The organism is Amycolatopsis ultiminotia (genome assembly GCF_039536925.1).
Taxonomy (GTDB): Bacteria; Actinomycetota; Actinomycetes; order Mycobacteriales; family Pseudonocardiaceae; genus Amycolatopsis; species Amycolatopsis ultiminotia.
The window spans coordinates 22,135-38,801 of the sequence record NZ_BAAAZN010000031.1; the positions used below are offsets into that span (position 1 = coordinate 22,135).

The following is a 16,667-nucleotide window of genomic DNA, read 5'->3' on the forward strand; positions in this document are numbered from 1 at the left end:
GCACCTATGCCGGTGGCCGACACCTATGCCGGTGGCCGACACCTATGCCGGTGGCCGACACCTATGCCGGTGGCCGACACCTATGCCGGTGGCCGACACCTATGCCGGTGGCCGACACCTATGCCGGTGGCCGACACCTATGCCGGTGGTGAGCAGGCGACTGCCGACAAGAGGGGACGCCAGTGGTCGACTGTGCATCGCTGGTAGCGGACCGCTGGGCTGTCGGCAGGAGTCTTCGGCCGATCCGGCGTCGCGCCATCGGGCGGAAGCGCCAGCGAACTACCGCAGGGACCAGCGGGCCGTGTGAGTGCGGCCGGATGTGTGGTTCGTGCCCCGGCGACCTGGTCGGCGGGGTCTTTGGTTCGCGCGGGATCGGTGAGTGCGGGGTTGAGGGAGCACGGTCCTGGTGAGTGTCGGGGCGGGTGAGCACGGTCTTTGAGCGCGCGGGATTCGGTGAGTAGTCGTGCGGGATTTGCTGAGTACTGGGTCGAGTGAGCATGATTTTTGGTCGCTACAGGCTTGGGTGAGTGCGGTCTTTGGTGGGCGTGGTCTGTGATGAATGCGGGTGCGGGTGGGCTCTGATGCGTTCGGGTGTGGGTGAGTACGCGGGGTTGGCGAGGTGCGCGCGTGAGTGGGGGCTCTGGTGCGCCCGGATCTGGGTGAGCTCGGATCCGGGTGAGCACGGCTGTCGGGCCCGTTCGTGGGGGTCTCCCGGGCTGCCGGTCTGGGGGAGCGCCGTCCGTTGTGAGTGGTGCTCGTGAGCGGGAGCGCGCCGTCGGTGGGTTGAGTGCCGACGGTTCGTGGGTTCGGCGGGGTGGTGGTGTTCACCTTCGCCGTGGGGGTGGCGAACTGTCGGTGCACGTCATGAGCGGGGCGCCGGGTGGGGGTGCCGGTTGCCAGGAGGGGGCTTGGCAACCGGCGGTCTGTGCCTCCGAGACGCTCGTGGCGACCGGTCGGTGGGCGGCCCGGCTGCGATCGGCCGAGCGCTGCGGGGTCGCCGGTCGGCGATGTGCTGGTGAGCCCAGGGGGTTGGTGATCAATTGACCCGGCGAATCGTCGACCCGGCGGACCGCTGACCGGCGACTCGCTGACCCGACGGATCGCCGACGGTGGATCCTCGGCCGGGCGGGATGGTTGGTGGGTGGGTGGTGAGTATGGGTCGTCGGTCGGACAGCGGAGGCGGTCGCCCTGCCGGGCCTTGCCCAACCGAGCCCTGCCCAGCTCAACCCGGCCGAGTCTGGCTCAACCCGGCCGAGTCAAGCCGAGCCAAGTCCAGCCCAACCGAGCCCAGCCGACCCCGGACCAGCTCGGCTCAACCTGGCCGAGTCAAGTCCAGCCCGGCCCAGTCGGGACCAGCCCAGCCGCGTCCAGCCCAGTCGAGCCCGGACCAGCTCGGCTCAACCCGGCCAGGTCCAGCCGAGCCCGGCTCAGCTCGGCCGAACCCGGCTCAGCCTGGCCGAGTCAAGTCCAGACCGGCCGAGCCGAGTCAAGTCCAGACCGGCCGAGCCGAGCCGAGTTCAGACCGGCCGAGCCGAGCCGAGTTCAGACCGGCCGAGCCGAGTCAAGTTCAGACCGGCCGAGCCGAGCCGAGTTCAGACCGGCCGAGCCGAGCCGAGTTCAGACCGGCCGAGCCGAGTCAAGTTCAGACCGGCCGAGCCGAGCCGAGTTCAGACCGGCCGAGCCGAGCCGAGTTCAGACCGGCCGCGCCGAGCCGAGTTCAGACCGGCCCAGTCGGGACCAACCCGGCCCAGCCCAGCCGCGTCCAGCCCAGCCCAGCCGCGTCCAGCCCAGCCGAGCCCGGACCAGCCCGGCTCAACCCGGCCAGGTCCAGCCGAGCCCGGCTCAACTCGGCCAGGTCCGGCCAAGCCGGGACCAACACTGCCCAGCCGAGACCACCTCAACCGGCCAAGTCCAACACTGCCCAGCCGAGACCACCTCAACCCGGTCCAACCCGATCCGGCCGCGGTGGGCCTTGCCTGCCCCGGCTCGGCCTACCTTGGTCCAGTTCAGGTCACTGCCGTCGTCCTGGTGCCATCCTTTCGGGTGAAACCGCTGGTCGGTCGGGGTGGGAAAAACTTCTCGAGAAAATCCGGGATCGATGTATCCCGGTGCGGCCTCGCTGCTCTTGAAAGACAGGACCCCTACTACCTACGACCGCGCCGTGAGATCTGGATCGATGACATTCACGAGTTCAATGACACTGTTGCGCAAGTCAACCCACCTGGGGAGTGAGGCAGCTACGGTGACCGACGTGCACACCACCGAGGTAGATCCGCCATGGGAAGGCTTGACCGGTGCTGACCTGCACGCCGCCTGTATGGAGGCGGCGCGGGGCGGGGACCGGCGCGCCATGGCGAAGCTTGTCGACGAGCTGACTCCGCTCGTCTGGCACGTTGCCAGGGCCAACGGGCTGGATCGGCAGGTTGCCGAGGACGTCGTGCAGACCGTATGGCTCGCGTTGTTCAGCCAGCTGGGCAAGCTGCGCGATCCGCGGGCGCTCGCGGCCTGGCTGATCACCACCACCCGCAGGGAAGCCACGAGGCCGTACGGGCGGCGCGCCCAGCCCGTCCCGCTGAGTGACGAGGTCGCGGCGAATCTGGAGAGCACCCAGCCCGCACCAGAGGACGAAGCCGTTCGCGCCGATCGGGATCGGCGGGTCTGGCGGGCCTTCCTCCGGTTGCCCGCTCGCTGTCAGGAACTGCTCCGGCTGACCGTGCTCGCCGGCCGGGCCGAATACCAAGCGGTCGCCGAAGCCATGCGGATGCCGCGGGGCAGCGTCGGACCGACCAGAGGTCGTTGCCTCGATTCGATGCGCGATCTCCTTGCAGGAGAAGGAGGTGGCCGGTGAACGACATCGGCAGGCCGGGGAACGGCAGCGCGTTGCCCGACGACGAGACGTTGTTGAACGACATCGGCCGGTACCTCGACGAACTGGACCCGCCACCGGATGATCTGGTGCAGCGGGTCCAGTTCGCGATCGAACTGGAGAACCTCGACGTCGAGGTCGCGCGCTGGGAACGGCTCGACGAAATGGCAGGCGTCCGCAGCACCGCCACCGGCACGATCACCTTCACCGTCAGCGACCTGACCGTGATGATCAACCTGACCCTGATCGGCAAACTGCACCGGATCGACGGCTGGCTCGCACCCGCGGGCGAGTACGAGGTGGAGGTCCGGGTGGCCGACCAGGGCACCTTCGCGACCACGACCGACGAGGGCGGCCGGTTCGTGCTGGACAACGTGCCCGGCGGGACCACCCAGATCCTCGTGCACCTCGGGGAGGGACCACACCGCCGCACAGTGGTGACGCCGACCGTCGTGCTGTGAACCGGGACGAACCCGGACGGGCGTTACCGCGAGTGGTGGGGGTGTGCTCCCATGGAGTCCGTGTCCGTGCCGCCAGTTCGTGATCGATTGACCGAGGCGGCTGCCGGCTTTTACGCACGCGGCCGGGCCGCCTCGTTCGATCATGGGCCGGGAGCTGCGGCACGGCTGTTCCGGCAGGCGCTGGTGCGCCTGGAAAAGGTGCTCGAACCCGGTCCCGAGCAGATCGAGCTGCAGGTCCGGGTGCTGATCAGCCTTGGTGCGGCGACCGCGGAGGTCGCCACCACCGAGGCCGGGCTCGACTACCTGGAAACCGCCGAGCGGGTCCTCGATCAGCTGCCGGAGCACCGTGAACTGGGGCTGATGGCCACCGTGCAACGCGCGGTGGTGCTGATGCGCGCCGGTCGGTTCGCCGAATCGCTCGCCGTGCACGACGCGGTGCTTCCCGGCATCGAGGCCGAATTCGACGACAACCGCCTCGCGCTGGTCCGCACGCTGAACAACCGGGCCCTCGTGCACCTGAACCTGAACCACCCGAACGCCGCGCAAGCAGACCTGCACCGTGCACTCGAACTGGCGCAGCGACACGGGCACACCCGGCTCGAGGGCAAGATCCGGCAGAACCTCGGTGACTACGCCCAGCTCATCGGGGACGTACCGCAGGCGCTGTCGAGCTACGAGCAGGCAGCCCGGATCCTCGTCACCGAATCGCCCGGCTCGCTGCCGCTGATCCGGCTCGACCGGGCCCGTGCCCTGCTCACCGCCGGGCTCGCCGACGAGGCCGCGCGGGCACTCGACGAGGCGCTGCCGCAACTGCGTGCCAACGGTTCCTGGCAGTTCCTCGCCGAAGCCGAGGTCGCCCGTGCCGCGGCTGCCCTGCTGGAAGGGGATTTCGCGCTGGCACGCAAGCTCGCGTCCACTGCCCGGCGCCGGTTCCTGCGCCGTGGCAACCGAACCTGGACGGAGATCGCCGGACTGGCCCGGTTGCGGGCCGATGTGCACCGGGTCCTGTCCACACCCGACACGCGTTGCCCGCCCCGGCTGCCCGCTGCGCTGGTCGAGCAGGCCGGCCGGCTGGCCGAGCTGGGATTGCGGGACGAGGTCGCGGTGGCCCGGTTGCTCGCCGTGCGGCTGCTGCTGCGGCGCGGGGAAACCGAAGAGGCCGCCCAGGTACTGACCAAGGTGCCGCGGCCACAGGCGACGACCCCGATCGACCACCGGATGCTGTTCCGGCTCTGCCGGGCCGAACTGGCCGTCGCCGAAGACCGGCCACGGTCCGCGCTCGCGCAGGCCCGTGCCGGGCTGCGCGAGCTGGGCATGATCCGGGACCGGATGGGCGGGCTCGACCTGCTGTGCGGCACCGCGGTGCACGGCCAGGAGCTGGGCAGGCTGGCGATGCGGCTGGTGCTGCGGCGCGCACGGCGCAATGCGGCAGGTGCCCGCCGGATGTTCGCCTGGCTGGAGCGCACCCGGGCGCAGGTGTACCGCTACGAACCGCTGCCGGTGATCGAGGATCCGGTGCTGACGCGGCACATCACCGAAATGCGGCACGTGCAGCGCACCATCCAGCGCGCCCGGCTGGACGGCGAGCCGGTGCGGGCGCTGGAACAGCGCTACGCCGAGCTGCAGCGGGAAGCGAGCAGGCTCGGCTGGTACACCAGCCAGTGGGGCCGTCCGCGTCCGGTTGCCACGCCGGACGAGGTCGTCGCCGCACTGGGCGATCGGGTGCTGCTGAGCCTGGTGCCCTACAACGGCCAGCTGTACTCGCTGGTCGTCGACCGGGGCACGTTCCGGTTGCTGAAGCTCGGGCCGCTCGAGGACATCGTGGAGACGGCCCGGCAGCTGCACGCCGACCTCGACGCGCTCGCGCCGGACCACCTGCCGCCGATGCTGGCCGAGACGGTCGCAGGCTCCGCCCGCCGCCGCGCCGACAAACTCGACCGGCTGATCTCCGCGCCGCTGGTGAAAACGCTGGACGATCGTGAAATCATCATCGTCCCGATTGGACAGTTGTACGCCATGCCGTGGGGTGCACTGCCTTCGCTGCGCGGGCATCCGGTGTCGATCGCGCCGTCGGCCACCGCGTGGATCACCGCGAACCGCCCCGCCGGGCACGGTCCGGTGCTGCTGACCGGCGGTCCGGGGGTACCGGGTGCGGTCGGCGAGGTGAGCAAGCTGCGTTCGGTGTACCCGGACGCACGGCTGGTCGAAGGCGAGGAAGCGACCAGTGCGTCGGTGCTGTCCGCGCTCGAAGGTGCCTGGATGGCGCATCTGGTGGCGCACGGCGCGCACGAACCGGCGAACGCGTTGTTCTCCCGGGTCGAACTCGTCGACGGACCGCTGTTCGCGCACGAGACCACCCGGCTCACGCAGCCGCCGGAACGGGTCGTGCTGGCCGCCTGCGAGCTGGCGATGAGCCACATCCGGCCGGGCGAGGAAGCGCTCGGCTTTGCCGGCACGCTGCTGGCCAGCGGTTCCCGCACGGTGATCGGCGCGGTGGCGCGGGTCGGCGATCGAGCCGCCGCGGACACCATGGCCGATCTCCACCGCAGGCTCTCCGAGGGCACCTCGCCTGCGCAGGCCCTTGCCGAGGCGGTGGCGGTGGATCCGCTGCGCCGGCCGTTCGTGTGCCTCGGCGCGGGCTGATCAGCCGGCCGGAACCGGCAGCGGCCGCGGGGCCGGGGGCAGGTCAGTGTTGCTTCTCCGCCCCGTTGACCAGACGGGCGGAGAGGATCCGGATCGCTCCGCGGAGCAGGACGAGCAGGACCGGACCGCTGCCTGGTACGGATTCGGTGAACGCGCCGGTCCACCGCAGATCGGTGCCGCCGGCGGCGTTGGCGGTGAAGAACACCTCCGCGCGGTAGTCGTCGACCGGGGCCGGGCCGGCGAAGGTGTAGACGTGCCGCCGGCCCGGTTCGTACTCCACGGTCTTCTCCCGCAACAGGACCGGCCAGAGACCGACCTCGCGGATCGCGCCCACCCCGCCGCCGTCGCCGCGTTCGGCCCACCGGGACTGCGGGATCAGCGGCCGGGCCCAGGACGACCACAGCGAACCGTCGGTTTCGAGCCGGAACAGCGTGTCCGGTGGCGCGGTGCTGACGCGGTTGATCTCGAACGAGTACCTGCGGCCGGGCATCGATGTCCTCCTGAGAACGTTGTCGGCAGTCTGCTCATCAATCCAGCGGACTGCCGGTAGGTCAAGATAGGGGCGTGAGCCGCCCCGACTTCGCCGCGCCGCACTGGCTGGTGCAGCTGCTGCGTCCGAAACCGGTCCCCGTTCCGTGGAACATGGTCACCCGCGCGGCGATCTCGCTCGCCGTGCCGCTCGCGGTCGCCTACGGCTTCGGCGACATCGCAGTCGGCGCGTTGATGTCGACCGGGGCGCTGCCGGTCGTGCTGTCCGAAGCGGCTGGGACCTACCCGTACCGCGCACGCCGGCTGGGTGGTTCGACCGTGGCTGCCTGCGGGGGCTATCTGGTCGGTCTGCTCACCGGCGGCATGCCGGCGTGGTCGATTCCGGCGATCGTGGTCATCGCCGCGGTTTCCGCGCTGATCAGCGCGGCCGGGAGCAACGCTTCGGTGGCGGCGTTGCAGATGTTCGTGTTCTGCGTGCTCGGCACCGCACAGCACGCCACCGGCTTGCGGGTCGAAGTCCTGTTCGGCTACTTCTGCGTGGGTGCGGGATGGGCGCTGCTGGTCGCCCTTTCGACCTGGACGGTGCGTGCCACGAGCCAGGAACGCACCGCCGTCGCACAGGTCTACATCGAGCTCGCGGCCATGCTTTCGGCCACCGACGAACCGGCGTCGCGGGCCGCCCGGCACCAGCTGACCACCGCGATGAGCACCGCGTACGACCGGTTGCTCATCGCACGCTCGTGGTTGTCCGGCCGCGACGCCACCTACCGCCGGCTGCTCAACCGGCTCTCCGCCGCGACCCCGGCCGTCGAGGCGGGAGTGGCAATGGTGAACGCGGGCGGGCGCGCGCCGGACGAGGCGATCGACTACCTGACCCGGACCGCTGCCTCGGTGCTGGCCGCGCAGCCGCTGCCCGCTCCGCCCGAGCCGCCGGAAAAGGTCGTCGACCCGTTGCTCGGCGCGCTCTATGCCGGGCTGGCGCGGATCGAGAAGGGCGACGACCGGCAACGGCGTGCGCCGGTTTCGCCGCTGCGCCGCGTGCGCGAGTGGGCGAGTTCGCTCATCTCCGGTCCGCTGACCTGGCTGGCCGCGCTGCGGCTCACCGTGTGCGTCGCGGTGGCGGAGGTGGTGGCGTTGCTGGTGCCGTTCGAACGCTCCTACTGGATCACGCTGACCGTCGGCGTGGTGCTGAAACCGGACTTCGGCTCGGTGTTCGGCCGCGCGGTGCTGCGTGGGCTCGGCACGATCGCGGGTGTCGGCATCGGCGCTGTCGTACTCGCGGTCGGCGCGCACGGCTGGTTGCTGGTGGCGCTGATCGCGGTGTTCGCCGGTGGTGCTGCGGTGGGCAAGGTGCGCAATTACGGCATGCTCGGCACGTTCGTGACGCCGTTGATCATCCTGCAGATGGACCTGGCGCGGACGGGCAGCTGGCCGGAGGTGCTGGCGCGGCTGGTGGACACCGTGACCGGATGCCTGATCGTGCTGCTGGTCGGCTACCTGCTCTGGCCGGGTTCGCGCCGCCCGCAGGTCGGGGGACGGCTCGCGGACAGCTTCGACGCGGTCGCCTCCTATGTGCAGGCGGCCATGGTGCGGACCACGACGACCGAATCGCGGATGGCGCGCTCGCGGGCCCGGCGCTCGGCCTACCGGGCTCTCGCGGACCTGCGCACGGCGTTCCAGCAGGTCATCGTGGAACCCTCGCCGGCAGGACGGCAGGCGGTCGCGTGGTGGCCGGTGATCGCCGGACTCGAACACGTGACGGACGCGGTCACCGAGGTCGGCGTGACGATCGGACGCGGCACCCCCGCGCCGTCGCCCGCGGACATCGAACTCGTCACCGACGCGCTCGCGGAACTGGCCACCGCAATGCGCGAGCAGCGGGACCCGGAGTCCATGCCGATGCCGGACAACCCGCGCCTGTCCGGGGTGGTCGACCAGCTCGGCTCGACGTTCGACGCGGTACGCGGCCCGGACCTGGTCGAACAGTCGCCGCTGCGGCTGGTGCGCCGGTTCCTGCCGTATCACCGGCGCACCTGAGCCTGCGGCTTACTGCTGCGGGCCGTTGCCGGGCTGCGACTCGTCCGGCCGGCCGCCCTCGTCGGACCGGCCGCCCTCCTCGGACCGGCCGCCCTCCTCGGGATTGCCGCTCACCTTGCCGAGGAAGCCCTTTGCCTTGTCCACGCCGCCGTCGATCTGCGAGTCGTGGCCGGAAACCTTCGACTTCGCGAACTGTGCTGCCTTGTCCAGCCCCTGTTCGATCTTCTCGCTGTTGTCGCGCAGGGCGCCGGTCGCCTTGTCCTTGAGCTCATCGAAATTGATGCCCATTGCGTGCCTCCGCGTTCCGCCGATCGTGAGGCTCTCATCCTCACACAACCGGCGGCCTGGGCAAGTCCGGACAGCCAAGCGGGTCAGGAGACCTCGCCGAGTGCGACGCCCTCCTCGAACCCGGTGATCCGGCCGCCGCGTTCGCCCAGCGCGATGAGGCCTTCGCGGGCGTCCGGAGCGGCGAGGTCGATGCGGACGCCGGAGCGCAACGCATCGCGGTCCGCGGCGAGTGCCAGCGCGCCCTCGTGCCCGGAGTTGATCGTCACGGCCAGCCCACCGGTGGAGGCGAGCGAACCGCGCGCCGCGCCGAGGCGGCCGAGCGCGTCGTCGACGATCGGGAGCAACGCCTCGCGGTTGCCCTCGGTCATCGCCCGCACCAGTTCCGGTGCGGTGCCTGCGACCCGGGTGGCGTCGCGGAACGAGCCGGCGGCCAGTGCCATCGCCAGCGGCCCGCCCTGCGCGCCGACGGAGGCCAGCACCGCGGCGAACAGGTGCGGCAGATGAGAAATCCGCGCGATCGTCTCGTCGTGCGAATCCGCGGGCAGCGGCACCGCGAACGCACCGAGGTCCAGCACCAGCCGGGCCACCTCGGCCCAGGCCTGCAGATCGGTGTCCTCCTCGACGCCGACCACCCACGGGGCGTCGCGGAACAGCTCGGCGTTGCCCGCGAGCCAGCCGGACTCCGCGGTGCCCGCCATCGGATGCCCGCCGACATAACGCGTGTACGGCGCGCGCCGGCGCACTGCCTCGAGCATCGGGCCCTTCACGCTGACCACGTCGGTGAGCAGACAGTGCGACGCGTGCTGCGCGACCAGCCGCAACAGGTTCTCCACTGCGGGCAGCGGCACGGCCACGACCACGATCGCGTCCGCCTCGGCAGCCCGGTGCAGCGCGGCCTCGACGTCCGCGGTCACCTGGTAACCACTCCGGCTCGCCGCGTCCGCGTCCACTTCGGACGTGGTGGCACCCCACGCGGTCCTGCCGCTCGCCGCGGCGGCCCGCAGCACCGATCCGCCGATGAGCCCGAGCCCGATCACGCATACGTCTCGCACGCAGCCATCCTGCCAGTGCAGGCAAGCGGCTACAGCGTGGCGGCCAACCGGGTGCCCTGGTCGATCGCGCGTTTCGCGTCGAGTTCGCGGGCCTCGTCCGCGCCGCCGACGAGGTGCACCGGCACGTCGCCGAGGGCTTCGGCGAGGTCCCGCACCGGAATCTGGCCGGCACAGACCACGACCGTGTCGACGGCCAGCAGCCGCGGCCGCCCGGCCACGCTCACGTGCAGGCCTTCGTCGTCGATCCGTTCGTAGGTGACGCCGGTGATCCGCTCCACGCCCTTGGCCCGCAGGGCCGCCCGATGCACCCAGCCGGATGTCTTGCCGAGGCGCGCGCCGATCGGGCCCTTCGTGCGTTGCAGCAGGTAGACCTGCCGCGGCGACGGTTCCGGCCGGGCCTCGGTCACTCCGCCGTCGGCGAGCGCCGGATCCGTGACGCCCCATTCGGCCATCCAGGCGTCCCGGTCGAGTGCGGGCGAGCAAGGGTGGGTCAAGAACTCGCTCACGTCCACGCCGATGCCGCCCGCGCCGATCACCGCGACCCGTTCGCCGACCGGCTTCCCGTGCCGCACCACGTCCACGTAGGACAGCACCTTCGGATGGCCGATGCCCGGCAGCGCAGGCACCCGCGGAGTGACGCCGGTGGCCAGCACGACCTCGTCGAAGCCGGTCAGGTCGGCCGGCTCCGCCCGCCTGCCGAGGTGCACCTTGACGCCGGTGACCTCGAGCCTGCGGGTGAAGTACCGGATGGTCTCGGCGAACTCCTCCTTGCCCGGGATCCGGCGGGCGATGCCGAACTGGCCGCCGATCTCCCCGTCGGCCTCGAACAGCTCCACGCGGTGGCCGCGTTCGGCGAGCGCGGTCGCGGTGGCCAATCCGGCCGGACCGGCGCCGACCACCGCGACGTGCTTGGTCCGGCGGGCAGGCAGCAGGCGCAGGGTGGTTTCGTGCCCGGCCCGCGGGTTGACCATGCAGGACACCGGTTTCCGGCTGAACGCGTGGTCGAGGCAGGCCTGGTTGCAGGCGATACAGACGTTGATCTCGTCCTCGCGGCCGCTTTCCGCCTTGCGGATCCAGTCCGGGTCGGCGAGCAGCGGACGGGCCATCGACACCAGGTCCGCGGCACCGTCGGCGAGTGCTTGCTCGGCGACGTGCGGCAGGTTGATCCGGTTGGACGTGACCACCGGAATCGACACGTGCGGCCGGAGTTTCCCGGTGACCCAGGTGAACGCCGCCCGCGGCACCGAGGTGACGATGGTCGGCACGCGTGCCTCGTGCCAGCCGATGCCGGTGTTGATGATGGTGGCGCCGGCCGCTTCCACCTCGTGTGCCAGCGCCAGCACGTCGTCCCAGCTCTGCCCGCCCTCGACGAGGTCGAGCAAGGACAGCCGGTAGATCAGGATGCCGTCGGGGCCGAGCCGTTGCCTGGTGCGCCGCACGATCTCCACTGCGAACCGGCGGCGGTTCTCCGCCGAACCACCCCACGCGTCGGTGCGCCGGTTGGTGCGTTCGGCGAGGAACTGGTTGATCAGATAGCCCTCGGAGCCCATGATCTCCACGCCGTCGTAGCCGGCGTCGCGGGCCAGTGCGGCGCAGTCGGCGAACGCGCGGATGGTGCGCTGCACGCCGTGGCCGGTCAGCGCACGCGGGCGGAACGGGTTGATCGGCGCTTTGCGGCTGGACGCGGACACGCTCAGCGGATGGTAGGCGTAGCGGCCGGCGTGCAGGATCTGCAGCGCGATCTTGCCGCCTTCGGCGTGCACCGCGTCGGTGAGCCGCCGATGCTGTTTCGCCTCGGCGGGTGTGGTGAGCTTCGAGGCCAACGGCAGCAGCCAACCGGTGCGATCGGGCGCGAATCCGCCGGTGACGATCAGCCCGACGCCACCGCGAGCGCGTTCCGCGTAGTACTCGGCGAGCTGCGGGAAGTGCGCCGCCCGATCTTCCAGGCCGGTGTGCATCGAGCCCATCACGACGCGGTTGCGCAACGTGGTGAAGCCGAGGTCGAGTGGGGACAGCAGGTTCGGGTACGGCGTCATCGGTCGTCCTCCTCGTCGGCGTGCAGCGCGGTCCGGATTTCTTCGAGCCACTCCACCTGCCCCTCCTCCACGCGGATGCCGCCGCGCAGCACGAGGTATTGGTGCAGCGAACGGCCGCGGAGTGCGTGCGGGGAAGGGAAGTCCCGCTTCTCGATCTGGCGGTAGAGCTCCAGCTGCGTGGCGTGTGCGTCGCGGTGCCGGGTGATCTCCGCGGCGACCGCACCGGCGTCCCCGAACGACGCGCCCCGCAGCTTCACGGCCAGCTCCTGCGGTCCGGCGGACGGCGACGGTTCGGCCAGCCAGCGCCGCAGCTCGTCCCGCCCCGGCTCGCCCACCGTGTACACCTTCTTGTCCGGCCGCCCGTCCTGCGCGACGACGTCGGCGGCCACCCAGCCGTCCTGCACCATCCGCTTCAGCACGCGGTAGATCTGCTGGTGGGTGGCGCTCCAGAACAGCCCGATGGACTTCTCGAACCGGCGCGCGAGCTCGTAGCCCGATCCGGACCGTTCGGACAGCGAGACGAGGATCGCGTGCTCCAGTGCCATATGCGGCAGTGTCATATGCAACTGGGTGCAGTGCAACGAGGTGCAACCAAAGTCACCCGGCGGGGTGGGCAAAACGGGTCGACGAATCGCACGAAACGACCAGGATGGAGCCGTGCACCCGGTTCTGGAACTGATCAACGATCGGATGGCGGCGGGCAGCGTACCGGGGCGGCGGACCGACGAGCGGCGGCTCGCGCTCGCCGTCGAAGGGGGCAGCAGCCGGGGTACCTACTCGAGCGGGATGGTGCTCGCGCTCGACGAGCTGGGCGCCACGCCCGCGTTCGACGCCGTCTACGGGTCCTCGGCGGGATCCCTGAATGCGGCCTGGTTGCTGAGCGGACGTTCGCAGACCGGGGTGCGCACCTGGTGGAATCCGGTGGTGATGCGGCGGATCATCAATCCGCTGCACACCTTGCGCGGCCGTGCGGTGATCGATCTGGAGTACCTCGTGCACCAGGTGTACTCGGTGCTCGAGCCGATGGATTTCCCTGCGGTACTGGCCAATCCGGTCGGCTTCCACCCGCTGGCCACCGACGCGGACACCGGCGAGTCAACCGATCTGCACCCGTTCATCACCGATGTCGACGGGATCAAGACCGCACTCGCCGCGTCGTCGTGCATGCCGGTGCTCGCCGGGCCGCCGATCGCGATGGGCGGGCGGCGGTTCGTGGACGCCGGGATCGCCGAACCGCTGCCGTTCCGCACCGCGCTCGCACAGGGCGCGACAGATGTACTCGTGCTGCGCACCCGGCGAGCGGACGAGCTGCCGCTGCCGACGCCGCGGGTGCAGGACGTGGTGGTGCCGCGGTTCCTGCGCCGGCACGCGCCGGGCACCATCGACGCCTGGCGGGAGCAGTACCGGCGTGACCTCGAGGACGAACGTTTGCTGCGGGAGGACCCGCGGCTGAGCAGCATCCGCCCGCCGGCAGGTGCGCCGGACGTCGCAGTGCTGGAGCGTGATCCGGCCGTACTGCGCCGAGCGGTGGAACTCGGCCGGGACGCGACCTACGAAGCCTTGGAACTGCTGCGGAAGGCTTCGTAAGCGGCACCGCGGTGGTAGGTCGCGATCGACTTCGGCCGCGCGGGGCGGGGAAGGCCGGAACCGGTCAGCGAGCCGGTTTGCGGGCGATGCCGCCGATCACGCGGGATTCCGACGGGGCGTTCGCGAACACCGTGTTGTCGTCCGGGTGGAACGCCGGTGCGTACACCAGTCCCGGTTCGAGCATCGGCCAGCCGCCGAAGAACCGTTCGAACTCCGGCATCGTGCGCAGTACCGCCGGGTTGGTGGTCGACTTGTAGTACTGGACGAGGTCGGCCAGCGCCTGGCGTTCCTCTTCGTCCGCCGGGTTTTCGTTGGTCATCTGCGACAGCACGAGCAGCGAGCCCGGCGCGAGCCGGTCGCGGTAGGCGGCCAGCATGGCATCGGCCCCCTCGTCGTCCTGGATGAAATGCAGCACCGCGTTGAGGATCAGCGCGATCGGCTGCCGGACGTCGATCACGTCGGAGTCGGTCACCCGGTCCCACAGTTCGTCCGGCGCCAGCATGTCCGCGGCGAGCGCCTGGTGCCGCTCCGGATCCGCGGTGTCGGCGAGCAGGATCTCCGAATGCGCGAGAGCCACCGGCTCGTTGTCGAGGTAGAGCACGTGCACGTCGCGCTCCGGACGTTCCTCGTCGGCGATTTCGTGCACGTTGCCCGCGGTGGGCAGGCCCGAACCGAGGTCGACGAACTGGCGGATGCCCGCGCGCACACACTGGCGGGCCGCGCGGCCGAGGAACTGGCGGCTGGTGCGGCAGTAGTCGCCGATCAGCGGGAGCCGGTCGCGGACCTTCTCGGCGAAGATGCGGTCCACCGCGTAATGCGTGTTCCCGCCGATGAAGTAGTCATAGACCCGCGCGGCCGAGGGCTGGTCGAGGCTCCCCTCGATCGCTCGCAGGGCTTCGTCTCGTGTGTTCATCGCCGTACTCCCCTCCGGGGCACATGCTAACCAGGGTGCTCCACGGCGGGGTCAGGCCGGGGGGAAGGACTCCCGATAGGTGTTCACCGACGCCGCCAACCGGTCCATCGTGGTTCGCAATCCGGTCAGCACCGCCGGGTCGAGGCCCATTGCGGCACCGATGTGCGGCGGGATCTCCTCCGCCTTCGCACGCAGTGCGGCACCGTCGTCGGTGAGCCGGATCCGGACCGAACGCTCGTCCTCGGCCTGGCGTTCGCGGGTCACCAGCCCGGACTTCTCCAGTCGCTTCAGCAGCGGCGAGAGCGTGCCGGAGTCGAGGTTCAGCGCGGCGCCGAGTTCCTTGACCTGCTGCGCGTCGTGTTCCCACAGCACCAGCATCACGAGGTACTGCGGATAGGTCAGGTCGAGCGGTTCGAGCAGCGTGCGGTAGAGCGAAGTGATCGCGCGCGACGCCGAATAGAGCCCGAAGCAGAGCTGGTCGTCGAGCAGCAGTGAACCGGTCTCACCTGGGTCCTGACTGGTCATGCACTCCTCCTCGCGGTCCGACCGGTAACACTCCATCATCCCGGAACCTGCCCGGTGAAGCAACTTAAGTGCTCCATATCTCATTGTGCACAACTTAGTTGTGCCCAACTGAATTTGGCGCTAACTTGGCAGCACACCACTTCCCGAGGAGGCAGCAATGACCGCCAATCCGCAGCACCTGATCCTCGAACCCGCCGCGCAGGCGTTCGCCGAAGCCACCGACCAGCCGCCGTACCTGTTCCAGCTCCCGCCTGCCGAGGGCCGCAAGGCGGTCGACGGCGTGCAGGACGGCGACGTGGACCTGGCGCCTGCCGACATCGAGGTGCTGACTGTCCCAGGTGGACCGAACGGGCCGGTCGAAGTCCGGATCGTCCGGCCGCAGGGAGTTTCCGGCGCGCTGCCGGTGCTCGTCTACCTGCACGGAGCCGGCTGGGTCTTCGGCAACTTCCACACCCACCAGCGGCTGGTCCGCGAACTCGCCGCCGGCATCGGCGCGGCGGTGGTCTTCCCCGAATACAGCCGTTCGCCCGAGGCGCAGTACCCGGTCGCCATCGAGGAGAACTACGCGGTGGCCAAGTGGGTTGCCCAGCACGGTGCGGAAAAGGGCCTCGACCCGACGCGCATCGCGATCGCCGGCGACTCGGTCGGCGGCAACCTGACCGCGGCGCTGACGTTGTTGGCCAAGCGGCGCGGGGACGTGGAGTTCCGGCAGCAGGTGCTCTTCTACCCGGTCACCGACGCCAGCTTCGACACCGAGTCGTACGAGAAGTTCGCCGAGGGCTATTTCCTCGCCCGTGAGGGCATGAAGTGGTTCTGGGACCAGTACACGACCGACGAGGCCCAGCGAGCCGAGAGCACCGCGTCACCGCTGCGCGCGTCGCTCGACGAGCTCTCCGGACTGCCTCCTGCGCTGGTGATCACCGGGGAGGCGGACGTGCTTCGCGACGAAGGTGAGGCGTACGCGGCGAAGCTGCGCCAGGCTGGTGTACCGGTGACGGCCGTGCGCTACCAGGGCGTCATCCACGATTTCGTGATGGTCAATTCGCTGCGTGAGACGCACGCTGCGGAAGCCGCGATCACGCAGGCGATCACCGTGTTGCGCCGTGCGTTGGGGAAGTGACCCTGGACGAGGGCACCCACACCCGGACGGGTGCCGGTCGAACTGCGGCGTTTCGGGCCAGTTCCGGCGGGTAATCGTGCGGTGGACAGCGCTGTCACCTCCGCACGGAAGGGACTGAAGTCATGACTCGTGCGAATGGGGCTCGGGCACGGGTGGAGGGTCTGCAGCCAACGCAGGTCCTGACCGCCATCCTCGGACTCCTCTTCCTCGCCTACGGCATCATCGGGTTCGTCAAGTCCGGGTTCGGCGATTTCACCGGCCACCACGACGTGTTGTGGGGGTTCTCCGCCAATCCGATGAACAACCTGGTGCACGTGGTGACCGGTGTGATCGGCCTGCTGCTGGCGTTCGGCTCCGGCCGCGCGAGGACGTTCGGCTGGGTGCTGCTCATCGGCTACGGCGTGTTGTTCGTCTGGGGCCTGATGCTCACCGGCACCATCAGCACGAACCCGGTCTCCGGCCTCGGCAACCCGCTGGACCTCGCGGACAACGACACCTGGCTGCACCTCGGCATTGCCGTACTCGGCCTGCTGATCGCGGTGTTGCCTGCCCGCAGGCGGATCCGGATGCCGAAGGAGGAAGGAGAGGAGCCGGCCGCGGCTCGTCCGGCAACGCAGGATCCGCACGGCGGGCACGGGCTGGCGCACTGA

General features: G+C 70.3%; 14 protein-coding genes. 7 read left to right on the plus strand and 7 right to left on the minus strand.

Annotation, left to right across the window (positions count from 1 at the left end):
• Positions 1–2,242 precede the first annotated feature (2,242 nt).
• The 3 genes from ABD793_RS40470 to ABD793_RS40480 are packed head-to-tail and all read left to right on the plus strand — an operon-like array spanning position 2,243 to position 5,970.
• Positions 2,243–2,848: an RNA polymerase sigma factor gene (locus ABD793_RS40470; protein ID WP_344868993.1), complete on the plus strand. Its 606-nt coding sequence runs from the start codon at positions 2,243–2,245 to the stop codon at positions 2,846–2,848.
• Complete coding sequence (locus ABD793_RS40475; RefSeq protein WP_344868994.1) at positions 2,845–3,327, plus strand: carboxypeptidase regulatory-like domain-containing protein; 483 nt, start codon at positions 2,845–2,847, stop codon at positions 3,325–3,327. The genes ABD793_RS40470 and ABD793_RS40475 overlap by 4 nt, the downstream gene beginning before the upstream one ends.
• A gap of 51 nt (positions 3,328–3,378) precedes the next feature.
• Positions 3,379–5,970, plus strand: a complete 2,592-nt coding sequence (locus tag ABD793_RS40480) for a CHAT domain-containing protein (protein ID WP_344868995.1) — start codon at positions 3,379–3,381, stop codon at positions 5,968–5,970.
• 43 nt (positions 5,971–6,013) lie between these two features.
• Here the strand turns inward: ABD793_RS40480 and ABD793_RS40485 are convergent, their stop codons facing one another.
• The gene (locus ABD793_RS40485; RefSeq protein WP_344868996.1) at positions 6,014–6,460 is read right to left on the minus strand and encodes an SRPBCC family protein; all 447 of its coding nucleotides are present in this window, start codon (positions 6,458–6,460) and stop codon (positions 6,014–6,016) included.
• Positions 6,461–6,534: 74 nt separating this feature from the next.
• Between ABD793_RS40485 and ABD793_RS40490 the strand changes: the two genes are divergently transcribed.
• Complete coding sequence (locus ABD793_RS40490) at positions 6,535–8,496, plus strand: FUSC family protein (RefSeq protein ID WP_344868997.1); 1,962 nt, start codon at positions 6,535–6,537, stop codon at positions 8,494–8,496.
• 9 nt (positions 8,497–8,505) lie between these two features.
• Here the strand turns inward: ABD793_RS40490 and ABD793_RS40495 are convergent, their stop codons facing one another.
• The 4 genes from ABD793_RS40495 to ABD793_RS40510 all read right to left on the minus strand — a co-directional run bounded on the left by ABD793_RS40495 (position 8,506) and on the right by ABD793_RS40510 (position 12,417).
• Complete coding sequence (locus tag ABD793_RS40495; RefSeq protein WP_344868999.1) at positions 8,506–8,784, minus strand: antitoxin; 279 nt, start codon at positions 8,782–8,784, stop codon at positions 8,506–8,508.
• Positions 8,785–8,867: 83 nt separating this feature from the next.
• Complete coding sequence (locus ABD793_RS40500; RefSeq protein WP_344869001.1) at positions 8,868–9,836, minus strand: prephenate dehydrogenase; 969 nt, start codon at positions 9,834–9,836, stop codon at positions 8,868–8,870.
• 29 nt (positions 9,837–9,865) lie between these two features.
• Entirely contained in the window at positions 9,866–11,872 is a 2,007-nt protein-coding gene (locus ABD793_RS40505) for an FAD-dependent oxidoreductase (RefSeq protein ID WP_344869003.1), read from the minus strand.
• Positions 11,869–12,417 (minus strand): PadR family transcriptional regulator, encoded by a 549-nt coding sequence (locus ABD793_RS40510; RefSeq protein WP_344869005.1) that lies wholly within the window; start codon positions 12,415–12,417, stop codon positions 11,869–11,871. Before ABD793_RS40510 ends, ABD793_RS40505 begins: the two co-directional genes overlap by 4 nt.
• 112 nt (positions 12,418–12,529) lie before the next feature.
• On the opposite strand from ABD793_RS40510, the gene ABD793_RS40515 reads away from it, so the two are divergent.
• Entirely contained in the window at positions 12,530–13,459 is a 930-nt protein-coding gene (locus tag ABD793_RS40515) for a patatin-like phospholipase family protein (protein ID WP_344869007.1), read from the plus strand.
• A 64-nt stretch (positions 13,460–13,523) separates the two neighbouring features.
• Here the strand turns inward: ABD793_RS40515 and ABD793_RS40520 are convergent, their stop codons facing one another.
• Positions 13,524–14,372: an SAM-dependent methyltransferase gene (locus tag ABD793_RS40520; protein ID WP_344869009.1), complete on the minus strand. Its 849-nt coding sequence runs from the start codon at positions 14,370–14,372 to the stop codon at positions 13,524–13,526.
• 51 nt (positions 14,373–14,423) lie between these two features.
• A complete protein-coding gene (locus ABD793_RS40525; RefSeq protein ID WP_344869010.1) occupies positions 14,424–14,897 on the minus strand; it encodes a MarR family winged helix-turn-helix transcriptional regulator in 474 nt (157 codons plus the stop codon).
• 157 nt (positions 14,898–15,054) lie between these two features.
• On the opposite strand from ABD793_RS40525, the gene ABD793_RS40530 reads away from it, so the two are divergent.
• A complete protein-coding gene (locus ABD793_RS40530; RefSeq protein WP_344869012.1) occupies positions 15,055–16,017 on the plus strand; it encodes an alpha/beta hydrolase in 963 nt (320 codons plus the stop codon).
• 122 nt (positions 16,018–16,139) lie between these two features.
• Positions 16,140–16,667: a DUF4383 domain-containing protein gene (locus tag ABD793_RS40535; protein WP_344869014.1), complete on the plus strand. Its 528-nt coding sequence runs from the start codon at positions 16,140–16,142 to the stop codon at positions 16,665–16,667.

Coding starts and splice junctions, on each gene's coding strand:
- ABD793_RS40480 (WP_344868995.1), top strand. CDS start 3,379: ATGGAGTCCGTGTCCGTGCCGCCAGTTCGTGATCGATTGACCGAGGCG.
- ABD793_RS40485 (WP_344868996.1), bottom strand. CDS start 6,460: ATGCCCGGCCGCAGGTACTCGTTCGAGATCAACCGCGTCAGCACCGCG.
- ABD793_RS40495 (WP_344868999.1), bottom strand. CDS start 8,784: ATGGGCATCAATTTCGATGAGCTCAAGGACAAGGCGACCGGCGCCCTG.
- ABD793_RS40505 (WP_344869003.1), bottom strand. CDS start 11,872: ATGACGCCGTACCCGAACCTGCTGTCCCCACTCGACCTCGGCTTCACC.
- ABD793_RS40510 (WP_344869005.1), bottom strand. CDS start 12,417: ATGGCACTGGAGCACGCGATCCTCGTCTCGCTGTCCGAACGGTCCGGA.
- ABD793_RS40520 (WP_344869009.1), bottom strand. CDS start 14,372: ATGAACACACGAGACGAAGCCCTGCGAGCGATCGAGGGGAGCCTCGAC.
- ABD793_RS40525 (WP_344869010.1), bottom strand. CDS start 14,897: ATGACCAGTCAGGACCCAGGTGAGACCGGTTCACTGCTGCTCGACGAC.
- ABD793_RS40530 (WP_344869012.1), top strand. CDS start 15,055: ATGACCGCCAATCCGCAGCACCTGATCCTCGAACCCGCCGCGCAGGCG.
- ABD793_RS40535 (WP_344869014.1), top strand. CDS start 16,140: ATGACTCGTGCGAATGGGGCTCGGGCACGGGTGGAGGGTCTGCAGCCA.